The organism is Rhodoblastus sphagnicola (assembly GCF_002937075.1).
GTDB classification, from domain to species: Bacteria; Pseudomonadota; Alphaproteobacteria; order Rhizobiales; family Beijerinckiaceae; genus Rhodoblastus; species Rhodoblastus sphagnicola.
Genome location: NZ_NHSJ01000041.1, coordinates 32,722 through 53,248 on the forward strand (window position 1 = coordinate 32,722; position 20,527 = coordinate 53,248).

Sequence of the window (20,527 nt, forward strand, 5' to 3'; positions counted from 1 at the left end):
GGACGTTGCGCGTCCTTTCGCGACAGTAGGGAGTCTCGGCGGGAATTTTCGGCGCTTTCAGGCCGCGCAATTCTCGATCGCGGCCAGGAGGCGGTCGCGATCCAGATGGCGGCCGATAGCGACAATGCGCGGCTCTTGCGGGCGGCGCGGCGTGAACGGCGTCATGCGCGCGCGGCTGCCGTTGATCTCGAACGCGATCCAGTGCGCGCGTGTGCGCATCGCGCCCTTGACCTCATCGACTTCGCCGAACGCGCCGGCGGCGACGAGCTCCAGCAACTGCGCGAGATGGCGCGCCTCACAGATTTGAGGCAGTGGCGCGATCCAGCTCTCGTCGCGCTCGGCGAAATTTTCCAGCGCGATCATTTCGCCCTCGATCAGGCCGGAGAAATCATCCTGGCGGCGCCCCATCTGGCCCCACAACGCGTTGGCGTTGAGCGGCGCGACCAGGAACCAGTGTTCGGCGACGGCGAGCGCCATCAGCGTGCCCAGCATGGTGTAGCCGGTCGCCTCGAACGCGGTGGTGGCCGCCGTGGCGGCCCAGGCCAGCCAAACGGTGATGACGGTCGAAATCGTCACCGAGATCGGGAAGAACATGTTCATCGGCCGTCGCGTCATATAGGTGGCGAGATAGCGCAGATGCTCGGGAATCATCTCCTCGCCGAGATTGGGCACGCCGAAGAACACGTTGAGCTTGGCGCTCTCGTGCATCCACCAAAGCGTGGCATAGGTCCAGAAGCCCAACTGGTTGGGCTGGTTGTGGGTCAGGGCGAGCAGGACGACGGCGCCGATCAGCGCGAAAAGCTCATGATAGAGGCTGGTGCGAACGCCCTCGATGAACCGGCCGAGGCCGCGAAGTTCCGGTGGGCAGGGCTGGCGCTGGGGACCGGTGATGTAGCCCATGTAGAAGCTGAGGATTTGCCAGCCCCAGCAGATAAGCCCGTAGGAGAAGGCGCCATAGGCGGAACTCGCCGTCAGGTGGTCCGAGGTGGCCACAAGGCCCCAAAGGGCGAGGCCGACGAGCGCCGTGGCCGCGATCATGGTGTAGCGGAACGTGTTCCGCGGCAGACTGTCGACATAGAAGATGATGCCGGTGGAACCCCACCACAGCGCCAGGGTCGCGAGGATCGGCAGGCCGAAGTCGTGCACGGTTACGGCTCCCTTACCAAACCGGCGCGAGCCGGATGGTGTCCGGCAAGGGGTTGCTCTTGACCGGAATCAGATAGAGGCGCGCGAAGGTCAGCGCGGCCCCCACCACGAGCAGGCCTTTCTTGACCTTGCCGATGACGCCGCCTTCGGCCTCCGCGCGCTCGATGGCCTGCGAGATCCGGACCATCCGGTCGAAGCCCGGCTTGAACGCCGGATGATCGATGTCGAGCGTGAGCGGAAACGCCTGCTTGGAAATCTCAGAACAGAGGCGGAAGACTTCGAAACTATAGTCCTCTGGCGCGACTCCGACCGCCTTGTGGAACGCGGGCCGGCAATGGTCGCGCACATACATTGTGGCGTAAACCGACAGCACGAAGAACTTGATCCACCAGACGTTGAGGCCCTGCGTCAGTTTCGGATCCGCGCGCAGGATGAGCGCGAAGGCTTCGCCGTGCCGGAATTCGTCGTTGCACCATTCCTGGAACTTTTTGAAGAGCGGATGGAAACGACGCTCGGGATGGCGCTCGAACAGGCGAAAGATGGTAATGTAACGGGAATAGCCGATCTTCTCGGAGAGGTAGGTCGCGTAGAAGATGAATTTTGGCCGGAAGTAGGTGTATTTTTTCGCGCGGGTGAGGAAGCCGAGATCAACGCCGATGCCGAAATCCTTCAACGTGTCGTTGATGAAGGCGGCGTGGCGCGCCTCGTCGCGGCTCATGAAGGTGAAGAGATCCCTCATGTCCTGGTTCGTGGTGCGCTTCTTCATCTCGGCATAGAGCACGCAACCGGAAAACTCGGCCGTGCAGGAGGAGATCAGGAAGTCCCGGAATTCCGCGTCAAGTTCCGGGTTCAGCTTGAATTCCTGGTCGAACTCCTCGTCGCGCTGGAAATGCCGCTTATTGGGGTCAGCGCGCATCTCGGCGATCAACGCATCCCATTCCGCGCGCACCGAACTGACGTCGATACGGTCGATGGCTCCAAAATCCGTGGTGTAGAAGCGCGGAGTCAGAACAGAGTCCTGCTGCGCGATGCGGGTGGCCTCGGCGGTTTCGATAGTCCGGACTGGTGCGTTCACAGAGACCTCTTTTCTGAAAAGCTCACGTCGTAGAGTTCAGTCAATTCAAGGTTGCCAGCCAGCCGGGTCCACAATTGTCCCAGCGCGCTGGCGCGCGTGACAATAGCGCGGCGGCGCGCGACGATCCTCTCGCCATAGGGCGGGCGTTCCGGTGGGTTGATCACACGTACTTCGTCGCCGGGCGCGAGGATGAAATCGCCATCGAGTTCGACATGGGCGTGAAGCGAGTCCGCCGTGTTCTCGATTTCCACCGTACAGGGAACCTCGAACCGCCGCCGGACAAACACAGACGGCACGCTCAATGCGTGGGCGCCTTGGCCGCCGGGAACAACTTCGCGAAGGTCTCGGACTGATTTGATCCGAAGGCGTCGAGATCGACGCGCCGGCCGGTCTTTTCGTCAAGCAGCGACAGCGTGCCGTCGCTCCAGCGCGTGAGGGCGAACGGCGTCTCCGGGCCGATGCCGCCGAGCATGCGCGCGCGCGCGAAGCCGCGCATCGTGCTGCGCAGGAAACCGTTCGTGCCCGGCGCGACCTTCGACAGAATCACGCCATTCGACGCATCGACAATGGCGATGCCGCCGTCGTCCTGATCGTTGAAGCGAAGGAGCAGTGTTTGGTACGCTTGGGCGGCCGGCATGTGGACGGCCCCGACATCCGAGGAGCGCCCGAAAAAAACCGCGAAAAAAGCGAAGGCGAGGAGCGCCCCCGCTCCAAAGAGCACGCCACGCGGAAAGGTCTCCGCATGATGGCCGCTCTTATGGACGGTCTCACTCATCCCTTCGCTCCTCTCAAGCCTCAAGTGGACGCCGGAAGCTCCATCTTGCTGGCCTCGACGCTGTCCGCATGGGTCTGCTCTGGCGTTCGTCCCGCCGCCGCGCCAAGCGCGCGGCCCAGGGTTTCTGCCACCGCCCGAGCCTGCGGCACACACCGCAAGGTCGGTTCAGTATCGACGAACCGGAACGGACGCGCGCTCGGCCAGAGAGCAATATAAGAGGCGTGTTGACCTTCGGCAAGTACCACCGAGACATCACCCGTTTTATCGCCGAAAACGCGAACGTCGGCCGAAACGATGCGTGCGAACGGCAGGTTGACGAAGATCGGAAGAGCGACGCCACTTTTGATGACGAGGCGGCGCTCCGTAATGACGTAAAGACTGGCGCGCGCGCTCAGCCAAGCGAGCAGGCCGAAGATCGCCAGACCCGCCGCGCCGAGGGCGAGCGTCACCCCCGCCGCAAGTAGGGCCTTTTGGGCCCCCTCGTCGGCGAAGGTCGAGAAGAAGCTCCAGGCGGTCGCGACGGCGATCCAGATGATGACCCAATCCGCGCGATAGGCCCTGCGCCAAAGGCTCTTGGGATCAGGACGACCGCACCAGAGTATGTGCTCCCCGGGCGGAATGTCCGAGGGCAGTAGCTTTTCCAGGTTTACAACCTTCACAGGAAGGGCTCCGCCCGCTCCGAAGTAGCATACAGGGTGCCGGCGCCGTAATAGGCCGAGACCTTGTCTTCTTCCTGCATCGTGATCGCGTTCGGCGACTTCAGCTTAGGAACGCGCTGGAGTTGCTCGGAGGTGACCGCGTTGATCTTGATAGCTTTCACGCCGTTCTTGACATCGACGAAACAGACGGGCGCGAGCACGGAGCCGCCCGACGCGAGCGCGATTTCATAATAGCGCACGCAGGATTCGCCGCGGTCGATCCAGAGATCCTTGACCGTTCCGCCGGACTTGCCGTCGGCGCAGATCACGGAATATCCGATCGGGCTTTTCCCTTCAGCCGGCACCGCGAAATGGGTGGCGACGCGAAGCGGCGAGACCAGATCCAGGCCGTCGACAGTCTTGTAGGTGAAGTCCGGACGGACGTTGTAGGAGCCGGGGCCAACGCCGGCCGACAGCGGATCGCCGTTCGGCTCGATCGGGGCGCCCGGCCAAAGCTCGACCTTGGTGCCGTTGACCGGACGGGTGTCGCCCTGGAAGGTCGGCGCCTTGACAGCGGTGCCGTCCGCAAGGCGGAAGGTCTTCGCATCGGGAATGTAGAGAAAGCCGCGCGGGTTCAATTTACCATCCGCCTCGGACTCGAGCGGATAACCCTCGCGCCGGTCTTCCTGACGCAGGTACCAGCACAGGCCTGCGAAAAAGAACCAAAACGCCCATATTGTGAGCTGGGCCACATCGAGATGGCCGACTGCGCCGTGAACCATGGCATGCCTCCGGGGTTAAAAACCAAGTGAAGGGGAGCCGCGCAGGCAATTGTCCTGCGTGGCCTTGACGTTTCTGCGAGACAGCGGCCCGATCGAGATGATCGAGGCGAGCAGCAGAAGGATTTCGATCGCGTAAACCGCGCAATAGCCGGCAACGGGATCGGCGAGGGCCTCACCGAGAGCGCCGCTCACGGCGAGCGCGCCCACTGTGTCATTGATCAAACCGCTAAGCGCGATCGCGAGACCCGCAGCGGTCGCTTGCGCGGCGCCCCAGGCGCCGAGCGCGAGCCCGCGCGCCTCGGGACGCGCGAAGGCCATGCTCGCCGTCAGGCCGCCATGTGCGAACAGCCCGCCGCCGAAGCCGATGAGTCCGACGCCGATGCCGAAGGCCAAGCCCGACTCCACCGGGGCGGCGAACATGACGAAGGCGAAGGCGATCACGCCGACGAGCGCGCCCATGCCCGCGACCCTATGCGGGTCGGCGCCGTGGTTAAGACGCCGCGCCGCGAGAACAAGACCAAGTCCGCCGCCGACCGCCAGCATGGCGGTCAGCAAGGTCGTCGCCCCGACCGGCAGATGCAAAATCTTGCCGCCATAGGGTTCCAGCAGAATGTCCTGCATGGAGAAGCCGGCCGTGCCCAGCGCGATGGCGACGAGACGGCGACGAGACCGCGCCTCATTAGCGAAAAGGCTCCAGGCTTCCAGAAATCCGGCGCGGCGCGGCGCTGAATCGACAATGCTGTTGCGGGGTTCCTGCTTCCACAGCGCGATGGTGTTGAGCGCCAGCGTCACGAGCGCGGCGCCCTGGACGACCTGGATCAGCCTGACCTCGCTGAATGCGCGCAGGGCTAAGCCGAAGACGAAGGCGCTCAAGGCCATGCCCAAAAGCATGGCTGCGCATAGAAGCGCGACCACCTTGGGCCGCGCCCGCTCCGGCGCGAGATCGGTCGCAAGCGCGAGGCCAACGGTTTGAACGGTGTGCAGACCGCCGCCGACGAGAAGAAAGGCGAGCGCGGCGGCCGCCTGGCCGAACCACATCGGCGCCGTTGTGTCGCCGGACAGCAGCACCAGCGCGAAGGGCATGATGGCGAAGCCGCCAAACTGCGCCATTGTGCCAAACCAGATGAATGGCGCGCGCCGCCAGCCCAACACCGAGCGGTAGCGATCCGAGCGGAAGCCGATCACCGTGCGCAGCGGCGCGGAGAGCAGAGGCAGCGCCAGCATCAGCGCGACGATTGACGAGGGCACCGCGAGTTCGACGATCATCACGCGGTTGAGCGTGCCGATCATCAGCACCGCCGCCATGCCGACTGTGACCTGGAACAGCGACAGGCGCAGCAAACGTCCCATCGGCAACTCCGCCGTCCCCGCGTCCGCGAACGGCAGGCGGCTGAGGCTTCCAACGATAGTGGCGCTGAGGCTGTTCATGCGGGCCGCGCCTCCAGGGCTTCGGAGATGTAGAAGCCGCGCGCGACGCGATGCGAGCGGGTCAGACGCCAGTTGGCTAGGCCGGCCTGACGCTGCATGTCGCGCGCGAGCGCGGCCTGAGAGATCGGCGCGATCGCCGGGGACCGGTCGCCGCGCGGAAAAAACTTGCCGACCGCGTGCATCAGCGTCAGCAGCGTGGTGCGCGGCGCGATCGTGAACACGATGGCCTGCGAGGTGCGGGCGGCGAGCGTTTCGAGCGCCTTGGCGATGTCGGCGCCGTCATAGTGGATCAGGCTGTCCATCGCTACGACATAGTCGAAGGCGCCAAGGTCCGGGCTGAGGAAGTCGCCCACGCGCCAGTCGATTTGATCAGCGAAGGGTTCGGCTGCCGAGCGCTCCTTGGCCAGATCGACCAGGGTCGGCGAGATGTCGGTGGCGACCACATCGGCGCCGCGCCGCGCGAGCTCCACCGCGAGGGCGCCGGAGCCGCAGCCGGCGTCAAGAATGCGCGCGCCCTTAGGGTCAGCTGGTAGCCAGGACAACAGGTTCGCGCGCATTTCGTCGCGACCGGCGCGCACGGTGGCGCGAACCGAGCCGACCGGTTCGTCAGAGGTCAAGCGACGCCATGCCTCGACCGCGGTGCGGTCGAAATAGTGGCGCAGTTCTTCGCGCTTGTTATGGTAAGTCAGGTCGGCCATCAATCAAAACCAAGGAATTCAAAGAGATCGCGGTCTTTCATCGGCGTGGCCTCGATCGGTTCGACCCCAGCCCACAGCTTTTCGGCGAGCGACATATATTCCTTGCGCACCGCTTCGACTTCGGGGGACTCTTCCATTTCGAACAGCGTACATTTCTTCAGGCGGCTGCGCCTGACAGCGTCGATGTCCCGGATATGCGCCACGCGCTTGAGGCCGGTCGCATCGCAGAAGCGGTCGATCTCGTTGGTGGCGGCGCTGCGGTTGGCGATCACGCCGCCGAGCCGGACGTCGTAGTTTTTCGCCTTGGCGTTGATCGCGGCGGCGATGCGGTTCGCCGCGAAGATCGAATCGAAATCATTGGCGGTGACGATCATCGCGCGGTCGGCATGCTGCAACGGCGAGGCGAAGCCGCCACACACGACATCGCCGAGGACGTCGAACACCACTACGTCGGTGTCGTCGAACAGGCGATGCTCCTTGAGCAGTTTTACTGTCTGGCCCACGACGAAGCCGCCGCAACCGGTGCCGGCCGGTGGTCCGCCCGCCTCCACGCACATCACGCCGCTATAGCCCTCCATCATGTAGTCTTCGGGCCGCAATTCCTCGATGTGAAAACGCACCGATTCCAGCGCGTCGATCACGGTCGGCGCCAGGCATTTCGTCAGCGTGAACGTCGAATCGTGCTTGGGATCGCAGCCGATTTGCAGCACGCGCTTTCCGAGCTTGGTGAACGCCACCGACAGGTTCGACGAGGTCGTGCTCTTGCCGATTCCACCCTTGCCGTAGATTGCGAACACCTTGGCTGTGCCGATGCGCACGTCCGGGTCGAGTTCGACTTGAACGGAGCCTGGCGGCTGGGGATTCCGGATAACCGTGTTCATGCAACCTCCGCGACAACGCCTTCGAGGCGATCTTCCAGTTCCTCACCGGCGTTCTGCAATGCGGACAGCATCTCCGGGTCGGGCTTCCAGTATCCACGCTCGTGCGCTTCAAGCAACCTTGTTGCGATTTTGGCCGTCGCCGCCGGATTGAGCGCGGCGAGCCGCTCGCGCATTTCCGGGTCGGTGACATAGGTCTGCGTCAGGCGCTGATAGACCCACGGCTCCACCTGTCCGGTGGTCGCCGACCAGCCCATCGTATTGGTGACGTGGGTCTCGATCTGGCGAACGCCCTCGTAGCCGTGCTTGAGCAGGCCCTCGTACCATTTGGGATTGAGCATGCGGGTGCGGGTTTCCAGCGCGACCTGCTCGTTAAGTGTGCGCACCACGCCCTCGCCCTTGGTCTGGTCGCCGATATAAACCGGCGCGACCTCGCCCTTAGCGCGCTTGACCGCGCGGCTGACGCCGCCGAGCGTGTCGAAATAATTATCGACCGTGGTGACGCCGAGTTCGACCGAATCAAGGTTCTGATAGGCGAGATCTACGCTTTGCAGCACGCTCTTGAGCAGTTCCGGCTTCTGCGCCGGCGCGCCCGAGCGACCGTAAGCAAAACCCTTGCGGCGGGTGTAGGTTTCCGCCAGTTCGTCCTCGTTTTCCCAGTTGCCGCTTTCAACGAGGTTGTTGACGTTGGAGCCATAGGCGCCGTCGGCGTTACCGAACACGCGCAGGGCCGCCTCTTCGATCTCGCCCCCATGCGCGGCAACGAAATCCAGCGCATGCTTGCGCAGGAAATTGCGCTCCGCCGGCTCGTCGGCGGACGCGGCGAGGAAGGCGGCCTCCGCCAGCATCTTGATCTGCAACGGCAGCAGGTCGCGGAAAATACCCGACAGCGAGATGATCACGTCGACGCGCGGGCGGCCGAGTTGTTCCAGGGGGATCAACGTCGCGCCCGCGAGGCGGCCGTAGCTGTCGAACCTGGGCGCCGCGCCCATCAGCGCCAGCGCCTGCGCGATCGGCGCGCCTTCGGTCTTGAGATTATCCGTGCCCCACAGCACCAAAGCGATGGTTTCCGGGAAGGCGTTGCCGTCGGCGAGATAGCGGTCGAGCAGGCGCGCCGCCTGTTTGGCGCCGTCCTGGATGGCGTAGGCGCTTGGGATACGGAAGGGATCGAAGCCGTGCAGGTTGCGGCCTGTCGGTAGGATTTCCGGCATGCGCAGCAGGTCGCCGCCCGGCGCCGGCCGGACGAAGCGGCCGTCCAGCGCGTGGAGAATGCCCGCGACTTCGTAATCCTTGGCCAGATAGTCGGCCGAAGACTTTAACGCCCGCAAGGCGTCGCGGATCGTGGCGTCACGCGAGATCGAATCGACTGCGGCGCCGTCGACCATCGCCGCGACGTGCTCGGGCGACAGGCGAACGCCCTGGGTCGCCTCGGCCATCGACGTCAGCATGTCCACGCGCTCCTCGCGCGACATCGGCGAACCGACGATGTGGAGGCCATGGGGGATCAGCGTGTATTCGAGTTCGAGCACCGCATCGCCGAGCGCGAGGATTTTCGCCTCGGCTTCGTCGCCCCAGGCCGGTTCGGCCTTGGCGAGATCGAGTTCGCTGGCCTGCGCCTGGATGATTTCCGCGAGTTCGCGCCGCTCGCTGTCGGCGTCCGGCCCGCAATTGCGATAGCGATCGAGCGTCGCGCGAAGGTCGAGCAGGCCGCGATAGAGGCCGGCGTTGGCGACCGGCGGCGTCAGATAGCTGATCAGCGTGGCGCCGGCGCGGCGCTTGGCGATCGCGCCCTCGGACGGGTTGTTCGAGGCGTAGAGATAGAAATTGGGCAAGTCGCCGATCAGACGATCCGGCCAGCACGATTCGGACAGGCCGGTCTGCTTGCCCGGCATGAATTCCAGCGCGCCATGCGTGCCGAAATGCAGGACAGCGTCGGCGCCGAAATCTTCCTTCAGCCAGCGGCAGAAGGCTGAGAAGGCGTGGGTCGGGGAAAAACCGTGTTCGAACAGCAACCGCATCGGGTCGCCTTCATAGCCCATTGAGGGCTGAATGCCGACGAACACATTGCCGAACCGCTCGCCCAGCACGTGTATCGTCGCACCGTCGGTGTTCTGCCGGCCCGGCGCCGGTCCCCACTGCGCTTCGATCTGCTTGAGCCAGCGCTCGCGACGCACATGGTCGTCGACGGGAATGCGGGTGTGGACGTTGGCGATCGCGCCGTAATTGGCAGCATTGCCCTTGATGATGGAGTCGCGCAGGGCGTCGACACTGGTGGGCGGCGTCACCGAATAGCCCGCCTCCTTCATCGCCACGAGAACGCGGTGCAGCGATTCGAACACCGACAGATAGGCGGCGGTGCCGGTATTGCCGGCGTTCGGCGGGAAGTTGAAGATGACGATGGCGATCTTGCGCTGCGCGCGTTCCGAACGGCGCAACACCGCCAGCTTTTCGATGCGCGACGCAAGCGCGTTGGCGCGCTCCTTACATACGTGCATGTCGCGCAGGCTTTCCGAGTCCGGGAAGCAACAGCCGTCCTCGCAACCGCCGCAAATAGAGCCGCCGCGCGCGCGACCGCCGAACACCGCCGGACCGGTGGAGCCATCCAGTTCAGGAATAGCAACCATGATGGTCGCTTCCACCGGCAGCAGACCGCGATCGGACTCCTTCCATTGCTCCAGCGTCTGGAACTCGACAGGATGGGCCGCGATATAGGGCGCGTCGATCTTGATGAGGATTTCCTCGGCCGCCTTCGCGTCATTATAGGCGGGACCGCCGACCAGGCTGAAGCCCATCAGCGACGCCATGGCGTCGATGGTCGAGCGGCCATCCTTCATGAAGAATTTTTCGATCGCCGGACGGGCGTCGAGACCGGCGGCGAAAGCCGGAATCACCCGCAAGCCCCGCGCTTCCAGCGCCGCGATCATGCCGTCGTAATGGCCGGTGTTGCCGGCGAGCACGTAGGACCGCATGATCAGCAGTCCGACCGTCGCCTTGGCGTCGGGCCGGGCTGGCAGCTTGTCGACCGATTCGGCGACCCGGCCGGGAATGGCGGGGTGATAGACGCCGTTGTCGGGATATTCCTTCGGCGGCGCCGCCTTGATCGCGCCGCGCAGTTTCCGGCGGGGGCCGTCGGCGTAGCGATCGACCAGCGCGCGGACCAGATTCTCCATGTTTTCTTCGGAGCCGGCCAGCCAATATTGCAGCGCCAGGAAATAGACGCGCACGTCCTGCGCCGTGCCGGGGATGAAACGCAACAGCTTCGGAATTCGCCGCAGCATGGTCATCTGGCTGGCGCCGGCGGCCTCGTTGTTCGGCTTGGAGCCGCGCAGCTTTTTCAGCAGGGCCATCGGCCCGCTCGCCGGCGCGCTCATGTCGAACTTGCCCATTTTGGTGAGCTTGGTCACCTCGCCAGCGGACATGGCGCAGACCATCGCATCGCAGTGGTCGCGGCGCGCCATCAGCGCGGGCAGCAGCGGTTTGAAATGCTCCTCCAGGAACAGCATCATGGAGACGACAATGTCGGCGTCGGCGATGTCGTCGAGGCAACGCTTCAGACGCTCGGGCTCGGAGGCGAATTCCGACGCGGCGTGCACGACCAGCACCAGACCGGGGATTTCCTTCGCCAGCGCGATGCGCGCACGATCTGTCGCGCTCGCGACGTGCGAATCCATCGTGACGATCACGAACTTCACGGAAGCTTCCTCAGCGGCCGTAATGGGCTTTTGCATCGTACAAAGTTCCCACACTAATGGTCGTCAGACCACGCTCACGCGCGTACTTTTCGGTATTGCCACGGGCCTTGCCGCGAACGAAAAACGGGATCTTCTTCAGTTCCCGCGCCGCCTCGTCGCTCCATTGCGGATCGAGAGGCGTGGCCGCCGCAGCCGGGGCGGCGGAGACCGCCGCGGCCGGGACAGCCCGTTGCGGCGTGGCTGGCGCCGGCGCGCTGGAGGCGCCCAGATGGGAGGCCCCCTCGTGAAACTCGGAGTCCTCGCGGAACATGCCGAGCAGATGCTCTTCGAGGCCCATCATCAACGGATGAACCCAGGAGTCGAAAATGACATTCGCGCCTTCGAACCCCATTTGCGGCGCATAGCGCGCCGGGAAGTCCTGGACGTGCGCCGGCGAGGAGATCACCGTGCAAGGCAGGCGCAGGCGCTTGGCGATATGGCGCTCCATCTGCGTGCCGAGCACGAGGTCGGGATGCGCCGCCGAGATCGCAGCCTCGACATCGAGGTAATCGTCGGTGATCAGCGCCTCGATATTGTGACGCTTGGCGCATTCGCGAACATCGCGCGCGAATTCCCGCGAGTAGGTGCCGAGGCCGACGACATCGAAACCCATTTCCTCGCGCGCGATCCGCTCGGCGGCGAGCACATGAGTGCCGTCGCCGAAGATGAAGACGCGCTTGCCCGTCAGATAGGTCGAGTCGACCGAGCGCGACCACCACGGCAGCTTTGACTCCGGCAGGACAGCGCCCTCCGGCAGATTGGCGAGCGCGCGCACCTCGGCGATGAAGTCGCGGGTGGCGCCGACGCCGATCGGCACGGTCTTGGTATAGGGCTGACCATGCGCCTTTTCGAGATATTGCGCCGCCGGCAGCGCAATCTCTGGATAGAGCACGACGTTGAAATCGGCCTCGCCCAGCAGCGTCAGTTCATCGGGCGTGGCGCCCATCGGCGCGGTCACGTTGACGTCGACGCCGAGCGTGTTGAGCAGTTTGGTGATTTCCAGCACGTCGTCGCGGTGGCGGAAGCCGAGCGCCGTCGGGCCGAGCAGGTTCGCCAGCGGACGCTCGCGCTGCGGGCGTTCCCGCCGCACGCCGGAGAGCGTGCGCGTGAGACGATAAAACGTCTCCGCCGCGCCCCAGTTTTCCTTCTTGGAGTAGGCGGACAGTTCAACGGGGATGACCGGGACCGGAAGGGCGAGCGCGCGGGCGAGGCCGCCGGGATCGTCCTGAAGCAGTTCGGCCGTGCAGGACGAACCGACGATCATCGCGCGCGGCTGGAAACGCTCGAAGGCGTCGCGCGCGGCGGTCTTGAAGATTTCGGCGGTGTCCGTGCCGAGATCGCGGGCCTGGAAGGTCGTATAGGTGACCGGCGGCCGCTCCTGGCGGCGCTCGATCATCGTGAACAGCAGATCCGCATAGGTATCGCCCTGCGGAGCGTGCAGGACAAAATGCAGACCCTTCATGCCCGTAGCCACGCGCATGGCGCCGATGTGCGACGGGCCTTCATAGGTCCAGAGCGTCAGTTGCATGGTCAGACCTCCAGCCGCGACCGGCGCGTGAGCGGCCGGGTGAAGAGTTCGGCAAGGTCGCCCGCCTGGTCATAGCCCTGGATCGGCGTGAACAGCAGCTCAATCGCCCATTTGGTCGCCAGCCCCTCGGATTCCAGCGGATTGGCGAGGCCCAGACCACAAACGGTCAAGTCCGGCCGCGCGGCGCGACAGCGATCAAGTTGGCGATCCACGTCGGAACCTTCGTTCAGGCGCGTTTCGGTAGGAAGAAGAGCGAGCTCCTCCGCGAGCAATTGCTGGTGGAGATAGGGCGTAGACACGTCGATCGGCTGCATGTCGAGTTCACGGGCGAGAAACCGCGCCAGAGGGATTTCGAGCTGCGAATCCGGGAAGAAGAAAATCGTCTTGCCGGAGAGTTGCGCCTTGTAGCGGGCGAGGGATTTTTCGGCGCGCGCGCGACCAGGCGCCACGGCGGCGTCGAAACGCGCGGCAGGAACATCAAAGGCGTCGGCGGCGGCCTTGAGCCAGAGGGTCGTTCCCTCGCAGCCGAGCGGGTAAGCAGCAGAAATCCGTCGCGCGCCGCGCAATTCAAGCGCGCGCGCCGTTTCGGCGAGGAAAGGCTGCGCCAGGATGAACTTTGTGTTCGGCCCGACCGCCGGCATGGCGTCGGCGCGACGCGCCGGCAGGAAGCGCGCGTCAATCCCGATTTCTCGGAATGTCGCCGCGAATTGATCCTCGACGACGTCGGCAAGAGCGCCGACCACCAGAAGAGAGGGAGCCGCCGTCGCGGGTTCGGCCGGCAGGTCCGGCGCGAGCGCGGCGAGACAAGCATCCTCGCCCTCGGTAAATGTCGTTTCGATGCCGCTGCCTGAATAGCTCACGACACGGGCGCGCGGCGCGTGCGCGCGGTTCAGACGATAAGCGGCGCGGACAAGGTCGATCTTGATGACTTCGGAAGGGCAAGAGCCGACCAGGAACAGAAGTTTTATGTCGGGCCGACGCTCCAGCAGGCGCGACACCACACCATCGAGTTCGTCGTTGATATCCGCGATGCCAGCGAGGTCGCGCTCCTCGAGGATCGCGGTCGCGAAGCGCGGTTCGGCGAAGATCATCACGCCAGCGGCCGACTGCAACAGATGAGCGCAGGTACGGGAGCCGACGACGAGGAAAAAAGCGTCCTGAATCTTGCGATGCAGCCAGACAATCCCGGCGAGACCGCAGAACACCTCGCGCTGGCCGCGCTCATGATGAACGAGCAGCGCCCCGGGCGCGGACGGACGAAGCGGGACAGCCTCGTTCATGGCGCGCATTCCGTCGCGGCGACGCCGTTAGCGCCCTGGAGCCGGGCCGCGCGCAACTTCAACAGGAACTGCGCCGCGTTGACCACATAGGTCGCATAGGCGGCGAGCGCGATCATCATCTGCGTGCGCACATCGAAAGCATGCGTCAAAAGCGCCACCAGATAGGTTGTATGCAACGCGATGACCAACATGCTGAACACGTCTTCCCAAAAGAAAGGCTCGGCGAACAGATAGACTCCGAACACGACCTTCTCCCAGATCGCGCCGGTGATCATGATCGTGTATAGGGTAACGGTCTTGACGACAATCGACACCGTAGCGACATCTTGTCCCTGGTCGGTCGCCAAGTAGCGAATGACGAGAACGAGGGAGACAAGGAAAACGAGAAACTGGAACGGCGCCAATACGCCCTGAACAAGAGTCCAAGGGGTCGCGTCGCGGCGCGCTCTCTGCTCGGGACTATAGAGCGATTTCGATGTCGCGCTGGTCGTCCTTTGAACGATCATACTGTTTTCCCTGGGAAGGCACGCGTTTATTCGAGCAGCGTCAAGGTCATCGCTGGGCAATTATCCTAGGGCGGCGGTGCAAAAAATGTCAAGATAAATTGACGTAAAGCAAAAAATACATTTAAGTGTGACACGGCGCGCGGACGTCGCGTGCTGGGCCGGCGACCTGTGTCGGTCACCTCTGGACTACGCTTGACGCGTTCTCGGGAATTGGGGGCGGCATGTACCTGTCGGGCGCGTTCCCACGGCGTTTCGCGAGAGACGGCTCCATCGCCGAAAAGACGGCGACGCGACGCGCCGATCGGGCCAAGGCGGAGCTTGACGCCCTTCGCATCGATCGGCGGCTGCTCCGGCCCGAGAAAGACGGCGGGCTTTCCGCTGCGGAAGTGGCTCGCCTCGCCCGCCTGCTCGTCGTGGGCGGCAGCGACGTCTTTCGCGACGAAGTCGAGACGCGGCTCGCGGCAGGAGCCGCGCCGCTCTCCGTGATGAACGAGATCCTCGCGCCGATCGCGCGTGAACTCGGGCGGCTGTGGGATCGGGACGACTGCGACCTGATCGACGTACAGCGCGCATGCGGCGCGCTGCAACGCCTGATGAGCCGGATCAAGCCGCAAGCCGCCGCGCGGGGCCCTTTGAAACCGCCCTCCATCCTCATGCGGGTCGCTCCCGGAGAGCGGCACACGCTCGGGGCCGAGGTGGCCGAAGCCGCCTTTCGCGACCTCGGTTGGCGGGTAAGCAGGGGCGAGGCGCGCGGAATTGGCGCCCAACTCGCGCGGGAGTGGCATGATTTTGTTGGCTTTTCGTTAGGCTGCGATCGTCATGTCGAGTCCCTGTCGCACGCGATCGCCGAGGCGCGCGCCGCCTCGCGCAATCCGAGGCTGCTGGTTGTCGTCGGGGGCGCAATCTTCGCCGAACATCCTGATATCGCTAGAAACATCGAGGCGGATTTCTGTGTGTGCGCCGCCACAATCCCTGTTAAACGCCCAAATGCTTTGGTAACCGGGTCCGCCATGTCACACGCTTTTCACACGCGCGGCTGAGCTCGCGTTCGTCAGACGGAACAGGAATACATCCGTGAGCGATGGCTCGTCGGCTTCCCCAGCAAAGGGGCGATTCTCCGACGCCAAGGAGCATCTTGGCGTCATGGACGCCGTGACGACCGGGGCGCTCGTGGCCGTCGCGGCGGACGTGTCGCTTGTCGTCGACAAGGAGGGCGCAATCATTGATGTCGCCTTCTCGAACGCAGACCTCGCCAAGGAGCTGGGCGGCAAGTGGCTTGGACGGCGCTGGGCCGACCTCGTCACCAGCGAGACGCGGCCCAAGATCGACGACCTGCTGCACGAGGCCAATCCCCGCGAGCCCACGCGGTGGCGCCAGGTCAACCACCCCTCGGCCTCGGGCGGCGCCGACGTTCCCGTGCGCTATTGCGCGGTGCGCATCGAGACCGAATCCCGCGTCGTGGCGGTGGGGCGCGACCTGCGCGCGCTGGCCGCGCTACAGCGGCGGCTCGCGGACGCCCAACAGGACATGGAGCGCGAATACGCGCGAATACGCGACGCGGAAAAGCGCTACCGCCTGCTGTTCCAACTCTCGAACGAGCCGGTCGCCATCGTCGACGCCAATTCGCAGCGCATCGTCGAGCTCAATCCGGCGGCGGCCACGCTGTTTGGCGTCGATCCCCGGCGCATTTCCGGCACGTCCTTCAATGAACTGTTCGAAACGCGCAGCCGGCAGGCGATCCAGTCCTTCATCGCCGCCGCCCGACTCGCGCCCCGGGTCGACAATGTCATGGTCGAAATCGCGGCCAAAGGCGTGCGCGTCCTGATCTCCGGCTCGCTGTTCCGGCAGGACAGCGCCGCGCATCTCTTGGTGCTGTTCTCGCGGGTCGAGGCCGGCGCCGGCCCACGCAGCGAGCAGGACGCCAACCTCCTCCAGATGGTCGTCGCCATGCCGGAGGCCTTCGTCGTCATCAGCTCCGATCTGCGCGTGGTCAGCGCCAACGCCGCATTCCTCGATCTGGCCCAGGTCGGCGTCGAGGCGCAGACCAGGGGCGAGAAGATCGAGCGCTGGCTGGGCCGCCCCTCGATCGATGTCGGCATTCTCTTCGCCAATCTGCGCGCCCATGGCGCCGTGCGGCACTTTTCCACCATCGTGCGCGGGGAACTCGGCTCCAACGAGGATGTCGAGGTCGCCGGCGTGCTTCTGCCCGGCGCGGGCGACCCGTTCTATGGGCTGACCATCCGCGCGGTGGGCTGGCGTCCCGGCAGCGAGCGGCTCGGCGGGCGCGAACTGCCGCGCACGGTCGAGCATTTCATCGACCTGGTCGGCCGGGTTCCGCTGAAAAGCCTCGTGCGCGAGACCACCGACCTGATCGAGAGGCTTTGCATCGAGGCGGCGCTGGAGCTCACCCACGACAATCGCGCGGCGGCGGCGGAAATGCTCGGCCTCAGCCGGCAAGGCTTTTATGCGAAACTGCGTCGCTATGGCCTCGGCGATCTCGGCGAGGACGACTCCGCCCTCGACGATGACGGCGTCTGATCCAACCGTAAATGCGGCTTGACACTTTTGACTGTCAAGTCTAGCGTTTTTGATATGCAGAAGCCTCAATTATCAGCCGTCCTCGAACTGCTTAAGCCCATCACGTGGTTCGCGCCGATGTGGGCGTATATGTGTGGCGTAGTGTCGAGCGGCGTCTCCATTCGCTGGGGGGCCGCGGTCGTCGGCGCCTGCCTCGCCGGACCCCTCGTCTGCGCCACCAGCCAGGCCGTCAACGATTGGTATGATCGCGAGGTCGACGCCATCAACGAGCCGCGCCGGCCTATTCCGTCCGGCCGCATTCCCGGGAACTGGGGTTTCTACATCGGCTGCATCTGGTCGGTGCTGTCGCTCATCGTCGCCGCCACGCTCGGCGCCTCGGTGCTGGCGGCCGCGATCTTGGGGCTGGCGCTGGCCTGGGCCTATAGCGCGCCGCCCTACCGACTGAAGCTGAACGGCTGGTATGGCAATTCGGCGGTCGCGCTGTGCTATGAGGGACTGCCTTGGTTCACGGGCGCGGCGGCGATGACCGGAGCCTTCCCGAGCGGCGCTGTCGTTCTGTTCGCTCTTCTTTACAGCTTCGGCGCGCATGGCATCATGACCCTGAACGACTTCAAGGCCATCGAGGGCGACAAGGTGATGGGCGTGCGGTCCCTGCCCGTCCAGCTTGGCGTCGTCAAGGCGGTGCAATTGGCCTGCGTGGTGATGGCGGCGCCGCAGGTGCTGGTGATCGGCCTGCTCATAAATTGGGGGCATCCTTTCTACGCCGTGCTCGTCGCGGGCCTGCTGATCGGTCAGTTCGTTCTGATGGTCCGGCTGCTGAAGGATCCGCGCGGACAGGCGGCCTATTATAACGCCACCGGCACGACGCTTTATGTGCTGGGCATGCTTGTCAGCGCTTTCGCGCTGCGCGCGGGGTGAGGTTGGCATGAGCGCCGCGTCCGAGCCCTCGTCGGTCCCTGGAATGCGCGACGCTTTGTCGCCGTTCACCTCTTATCCTTTGCTGACCTGGGCCGGCATCGCGCGTCTGGGTCTGGTGCAGACCTCGCTCGGCGCGATCGTTGTGTTGATGACGGCGACGATCAACCGGGTGATGGTGGTCGAACTCGCCCTGCCCGCCGTGATCCCCGGACTGTTGGTCGCCCTGTTCCACGGCGTCCAGATCATGCGGCCCGCGTGGGGCCATAAATCCGATGTCGGCGGACGCCGCGCGCCCTGGATCGTCGGCGGCATGGCGGCGTTGGCGCTGGGCGGCGTACTCGCCGCCGCCGGCGCGGCCCTCGCGGGAACCTCGATGTTTGAAGGCCTCGCCGTCGCCGCGCTCGGCTTCCTGTTGGTCGGCTGCGGCGCCGGCGCGGCGGGCACCAATGTGCTGGCGACCCTCGCGGCGCGTGTGGCTCCGAAACGCCGCGCCGCCGCGGCGACATTGGTGTGGGTGATGATGATCGTCGGCTTCGCGGTGACCGCGCCGCTCGCCGGGCATTTTCTCGACCCCTATTCCGGTTCGCGGCTGATCGCGGTGACGAGCGTGGTGTGCGTGAGCGCTTTCGCCTTGGCTTGCCTCGCCGTCGCCGGCGTGGAGACCCGCTCCGCCGCGCGGGCTGGAGATGGACGCCGGCCGTCCTCGTTCCGCGCGGCCTTTGGCGAGGTTTGGGCCGAGCCCGCCGCGCGCCGCTTCACCATCTTCATCTTCGTCTCTATGCTCGCCTACAGCGCCCAGGAATTGCTGGTCGAGCCGTTCGCCGGCCTCGCCTTCGGCCTGACGCCGGGCGTTACAACCAAACTCGCCGGCCTTCAGCATGGCGGCACGCTGCTCGGCATGATCGTGGTTGCGATCGGCGCGTCGGCCATCGGAGGGCCGCGCCTTGGCAATCTTAAGTTCTGGATCGTCGGGGGCTGTCTCGCCGCCTCGACCGCGCTGGTTCTGGTGGCCGCCGCTGGCTTGGTCCCCTCCGACGCCGGCCCGTTGCGCGCGGCCGTATTCGTGCTAGGCGTCAGCAACGGGGTCTACGCCGCCTCGGCGATCGGGGCCATGATGGGCCTTGCGGGCCGCGGCGCTGAGGGGCGCGAGGGCGTGCGCATGGGACTCTGGGGCGCGGCGCAGGCTTTGGCGCTCGGCGCCGGCGGGCTGATCGGAGCCGCTTTGGTGGACATCGCCCGTTGGGCGCTCGGCTCGCCACTCGCCGCCTATGGCGTGGTGTTCGTGATTGAGGCGATCGCCTTCGTGGCGGCGGCGCTGCTCGCGCTCCGGATCGAGCGCCAGGCGCCTCGGTCTCCCGGCGAGGTCGTGGAATTCGAGAGCGCGCCGACAGGCGCGTAAATGGTCAGATTGATGATTCAGCTTCAAAAGGAGAACTCCATGCCAGCTCAGGATCGCTTCGACGCGGTTGTGGTCGGTGGCGGACCGGCTGGCGCGACCGCCGCGCAGGATCTGGCTCGCGCCGGGCGGCGGGTCGCGCTGCTCGACAAGGCCGGTCGCATCAAGCCTTGTGGCGGCGCCATTCCGCCGCGCGCCATTCGCGACTTCGACATTCCCCAGCATTTGCTGAAATGCCGCGTCAGCATGGCCACCATGATTTCGCCCAGCGACGTCCGCGTGGACATGCCGATCGAGGGCGGCTATGTCGGCATGGTCGACCGCCTCGAGTTCGACGAATTTTTACGCGTTCGCGCGGCAGATTCGGGCGCGACGCGCCTGACCGGGACCTATCTGCGACTGACGCGCGAAGACGGCGACGTTCTCGTCCACTATCGTCCCCAAGGCGCCGTGACCGAGGAAATTCTTCGCGCCAAATATGTGATCGGCGCGGATGGCGCCTTGAGCCAGGTGGGGCGGCAGGAAATTCCTGGCGCCGAGCGCATTCCGATGGTGTTCGCCTATCACGAGATCGTCGAGACGCCGGCTGATCGGCCCGACCGCTGCGAAATCTACTATCGCGGCGACCTGTCGCCGGATTTTTACGCCTGGGTGTTCCCGCATGGCCCGACCATGAGCGTCGGCGTCGGCTCGGCGCACAAGGGGTTTTCCCTGCGTGGCGCGGTGGCGGCGCTGCGGGGCGAGACCGACCTGGGACCGCTCAAGACCATTCGCGGCGAGGGCGCGCCCATCCCGCTGAAACCGCTCAAGCGCTGGGACAACGGACGCGACGTCGTCCTGGCGGGCGACGCCGCCGGAACGGTGGCGCCGGCTTCGGGCGAAGGTATTTATTACGCCCTGCTCGGCGGTCGGCTCGCCGCTGACGCCGTCAACGAATGTCTGAACACCGGCGACGCGCGCGCGCTGGCGACCGCGCGCAAGCGCTTCATGAAGGACCATGGGCGCGTGTTCTGGGTGCTCGGCTTGTTGCAGCGTTTTTTCTATTCAACCGACCGCGGTCGCGAAAGCTTCGTCAAAATCTGCCGCGATCCCGACGTGCAGCGGCTGACTTGGGAATCCTACATGAACAAGGAATATCCCAAGCGGAACTTTTGGGCGCAGGCGCGCATCTTCTTCAAAGACGTCGCCCACCTGTTGAGACTGGCATAGC

The 20,527-nt window shown here is 65.1% G+C and carries 18 protein-coding genes; 5 read left to right on the forward strand and 13 right to left on the reverse strand.

Translation table 11 applies throughout. The features are described 5' to 3' along the window. Nucleotides 1-57: 57 nt before the first annotated feature. From puhE to bchF, 13 genes are read right to left on the reverse strand one after another with little or no spacing between them, the layout of a single operon-like run. Nucleotides 58-1,146, reverse strand: a complete 1,089-nt coding sequence (gene puhE / locus CCR94_RS06330) for a putative photosynthetic complex assembly protein PuhE (protein WP_104507036.1) — start codon at nucleotides 1,144-1,146, stop codon at nucleotides 58-60. 13 nt (nucleotides 1,147-1,159) lie between these two features. Further along, entirely contained in the window at nucleotides 1,160-2,221 is a 1,062-nt protein-coding gene (gene acsF, locus CCR94_RS06335) for a magnesium-protoporphyrin IX monomethyl ester (oxidative) cyclase (RefSeq protein ID WP_104507037.1), read from the reverse strand. Further along, a complete protein-coding gene (locus CCR94_RS06340; protein ID WP_210302273.1) occupies nucleotides 2,218-2,523 on the reverse strand; it encodes a hypothetical protein in 306 nt (101 codons plus the stop codon). Before CCR94_RS06340 ends, acsF begins: the two co-directional genes overlap by 4 nt. Beyond that, the gene (puhC, locus tag CCR94_RS06345) at nucleotides 2,520-2,996 is read right to left on the reverse strand and encodes a photosynthetic complex assembly protein PuhC (RefSeq protein WP_104507038.1); all 477 of its coding nucleotides are present in this window, start codon (nucleotides 2,994-2,996) and stop codon (nucleotides 2,520-2,522) included. Before puhC ends, CCR94_RS06340 begins: the two co-directional genes overlap by 4 nt. Before the next feature lie 20 nt (nucleotides 2,997-3,016). After that, on the reverse strand, nucleotides 3,017-3,655 hold the full coding sequence (gene puhB, locus CCR94_RS06350) for a photosynthetic complex putative assembly protein PuhB (RefSeq protein WP_104507039.1): 639 nt from the start codon (nucleotides 3,653-3,655) through the stop codon (nucleotides 3,017-3,019). Further along, on the reverse strand, nucleotides 3,652-4,416 hold the full coding sequence (puhA, locus tag CCR94_RS06355; RefSeq protein ID WP_104507040.1) for a photosynthetic reaction center subunit H: 765 nt from the start codon (nucleotides 4,414-4,416) through the stop codon (nucleotides 3,652-3,654). Before puhA ends, puhB begins: the two co-directional genes overlap by 4 nt. A 15-nt stretch (nucleotides 4,417-4,431) precedes the next feature. Further along, nucleotides 4,432-5,844: an MFS transporter gene (locus CCR94_RS06360; RefSeq protein ID WP_104507041.1), complete on the reverse strand. Its 1,413-nt coding sequence runs from the start codon at nucleotides 5,842-5,844 to the stop codon at nucleotides 4,432-4,434. Next, a complete protein-coding gene (bchM, locus tag CCR94_RS06365; RefSeq protein ID WP_104507042.1) occupies nucleotides 5,841-6,542 on the reverse strand; it encodes a magnesium protoporphyrin IX methyltransferase in 702 nt (233 codons plus the stop codon). Before bchM ends, CCR94_RS06360 begins: the two co-directional genes overlap by 4 nt. Continuing rightward, the gene (gene bchL, locus CCR94_RS06370; RefSeq protein WP_104507043.1) at nucleotides 6,542-7,423 is read right to left on the reverse strand and encodes a ferredoxin:protochlorophyllide reductase (ATP-dependent) iron-sulfur ATP-binding protein; all 882 of its coding nucleotides are present in this window, start codon (nucleotides 7,421-7,423) and stop codon (nucleotides 6,542-6,544) included. The genes bchM and bchL overlap by 1 nt, the downstream gene beginning before the upstream one ends. Beyond that, nucleotides 7,420-11,148: a magnesium chelatase subunit H gene (locus CCR94_RS06375; RefSeq protein ID WP_104507044.1), complete on the reverse strand. Its 3,729-nt coding sequence runs from the start codon at nucleotides 11,146-11,148 to the stop codon at nucleotides 7,420-7,422. The genes bchL and CCR94_RS06375 overlap by 4 nt, the downstream gene beginning before the upstream one ends. Further along, entirely contained in the window at nucleotides 11,123-12,679 is a 1,557-nt protein-coding gene (gene bchB, locus CCR94_RS06380) for a ferredoxin:protochlorophyllide reductase (ATP-dependent) subunit B (RefSeq protein WP_104507045.1), read from the reverse strand. Before bchB ends, CCR94_RS06375 begins: the two co-directional genes overlap by 26 nt. A 2-nt stretch (nucleotides 12,680-12,681) precedes the next feature. Beyond that, entirely contained in the window at nucleotides 12,682-13,959 is a 1,278-nt protein-coding gene (locus CCR94_RS06385) for a ferredoxin:protochlorophyllide reductase (ATP-dependent) subunit N (protein ID WP_104507071.1), read from the reverse strand. Next, a complete protein-coding gene (gene bchF / locus CCR94_RS06390) occupies nucleotides 13,956-14,465 on the reverse strand; it encodes a 2-vinyl bacteriochlorophyllide hydratase (RefSeq protein WP_104507046.1) in 510 nt (169 codons plus the stop codon). The genes CCR94_RS06385 and bchF overlap by 4 nt, the downstream gene beginning before the upstream one ends. Before the next feature lie 386 nt (nucleotides 14,466-14,851). On the opposite strand from bchF, the gene CCR94_RS06395 reads away from it, so the two are divergent. From CCR94_RS06395 to CCR94_RS06415, 5 genes are read left to right on the forward strand one after another with little or no spacing between them, the layout of a single operon-like run. Then, nucleotides 14,852-15,505 (forward strand): cobalamin B12-binding domain-containing protein, encoded by a 654-nt coding sequence (locus CCR94_RS06395; protein WP_158254645.1) that lies wholly within the window; start codon nucleotides 14,852-14,854, stop codon nucleotides 15,503-15,505. Between the two features lie 34 nt (nucleotides 15,506-15,539). Continuing rightward, nucleotides 15,540-17,003, forward strand: coding sequence for a transcriptional regulator PpsR (ppsR, locus tag CCR94_RS06400; RefSeq protein ID WP_244593960.1), 1,464 nt, complete (start codon nucleotides 15,540-15,542; stop codon nucleotides 17,001-17,003). A 54-nt stretch (nucleotides 17,004-17,057) separates the two neighbouring features. Then, nucleotides 17,058-17,921: a chlorophyll synthase ChlG gene (gene chlG, locus CCR94_RS06405; RefSeq protein WP_104507049.1), complete on the forward strand. Its 864-nt coding sequence runs from the start codon at nucleotides 17,058-17,060 to the stop codon at nucleotides 17,919-17,921. A 43-nt stretch (nucleotides 17,922-17,964) separates the two neighbouring features. Further along, a complete protein-coding gene (locus CCR94_RS06410; RefSeq protein WP_104507050.1) occupies nucleotides 17,965-19,320 on the forward strand; it encodes a BCD family MFS transporter in 1,356 nt (451 codons plus the stop codon). Nucleotides 19,321-19,359: 39 nt separating this feature from the next. After that, complete coding sequence (locus tag CCR94_RS06415; protein ID WP_184421335.1) at nucleotides 19,360-20,526, forward strand: geranylgeranyl diphosphate reductase; 1,167 nt, start codon at nucleotides 19,360-19,362, stop codon at nucleotides 20,524-20,526. Nucleotide 20,527 lies beyond the last annotated feature (1 nt).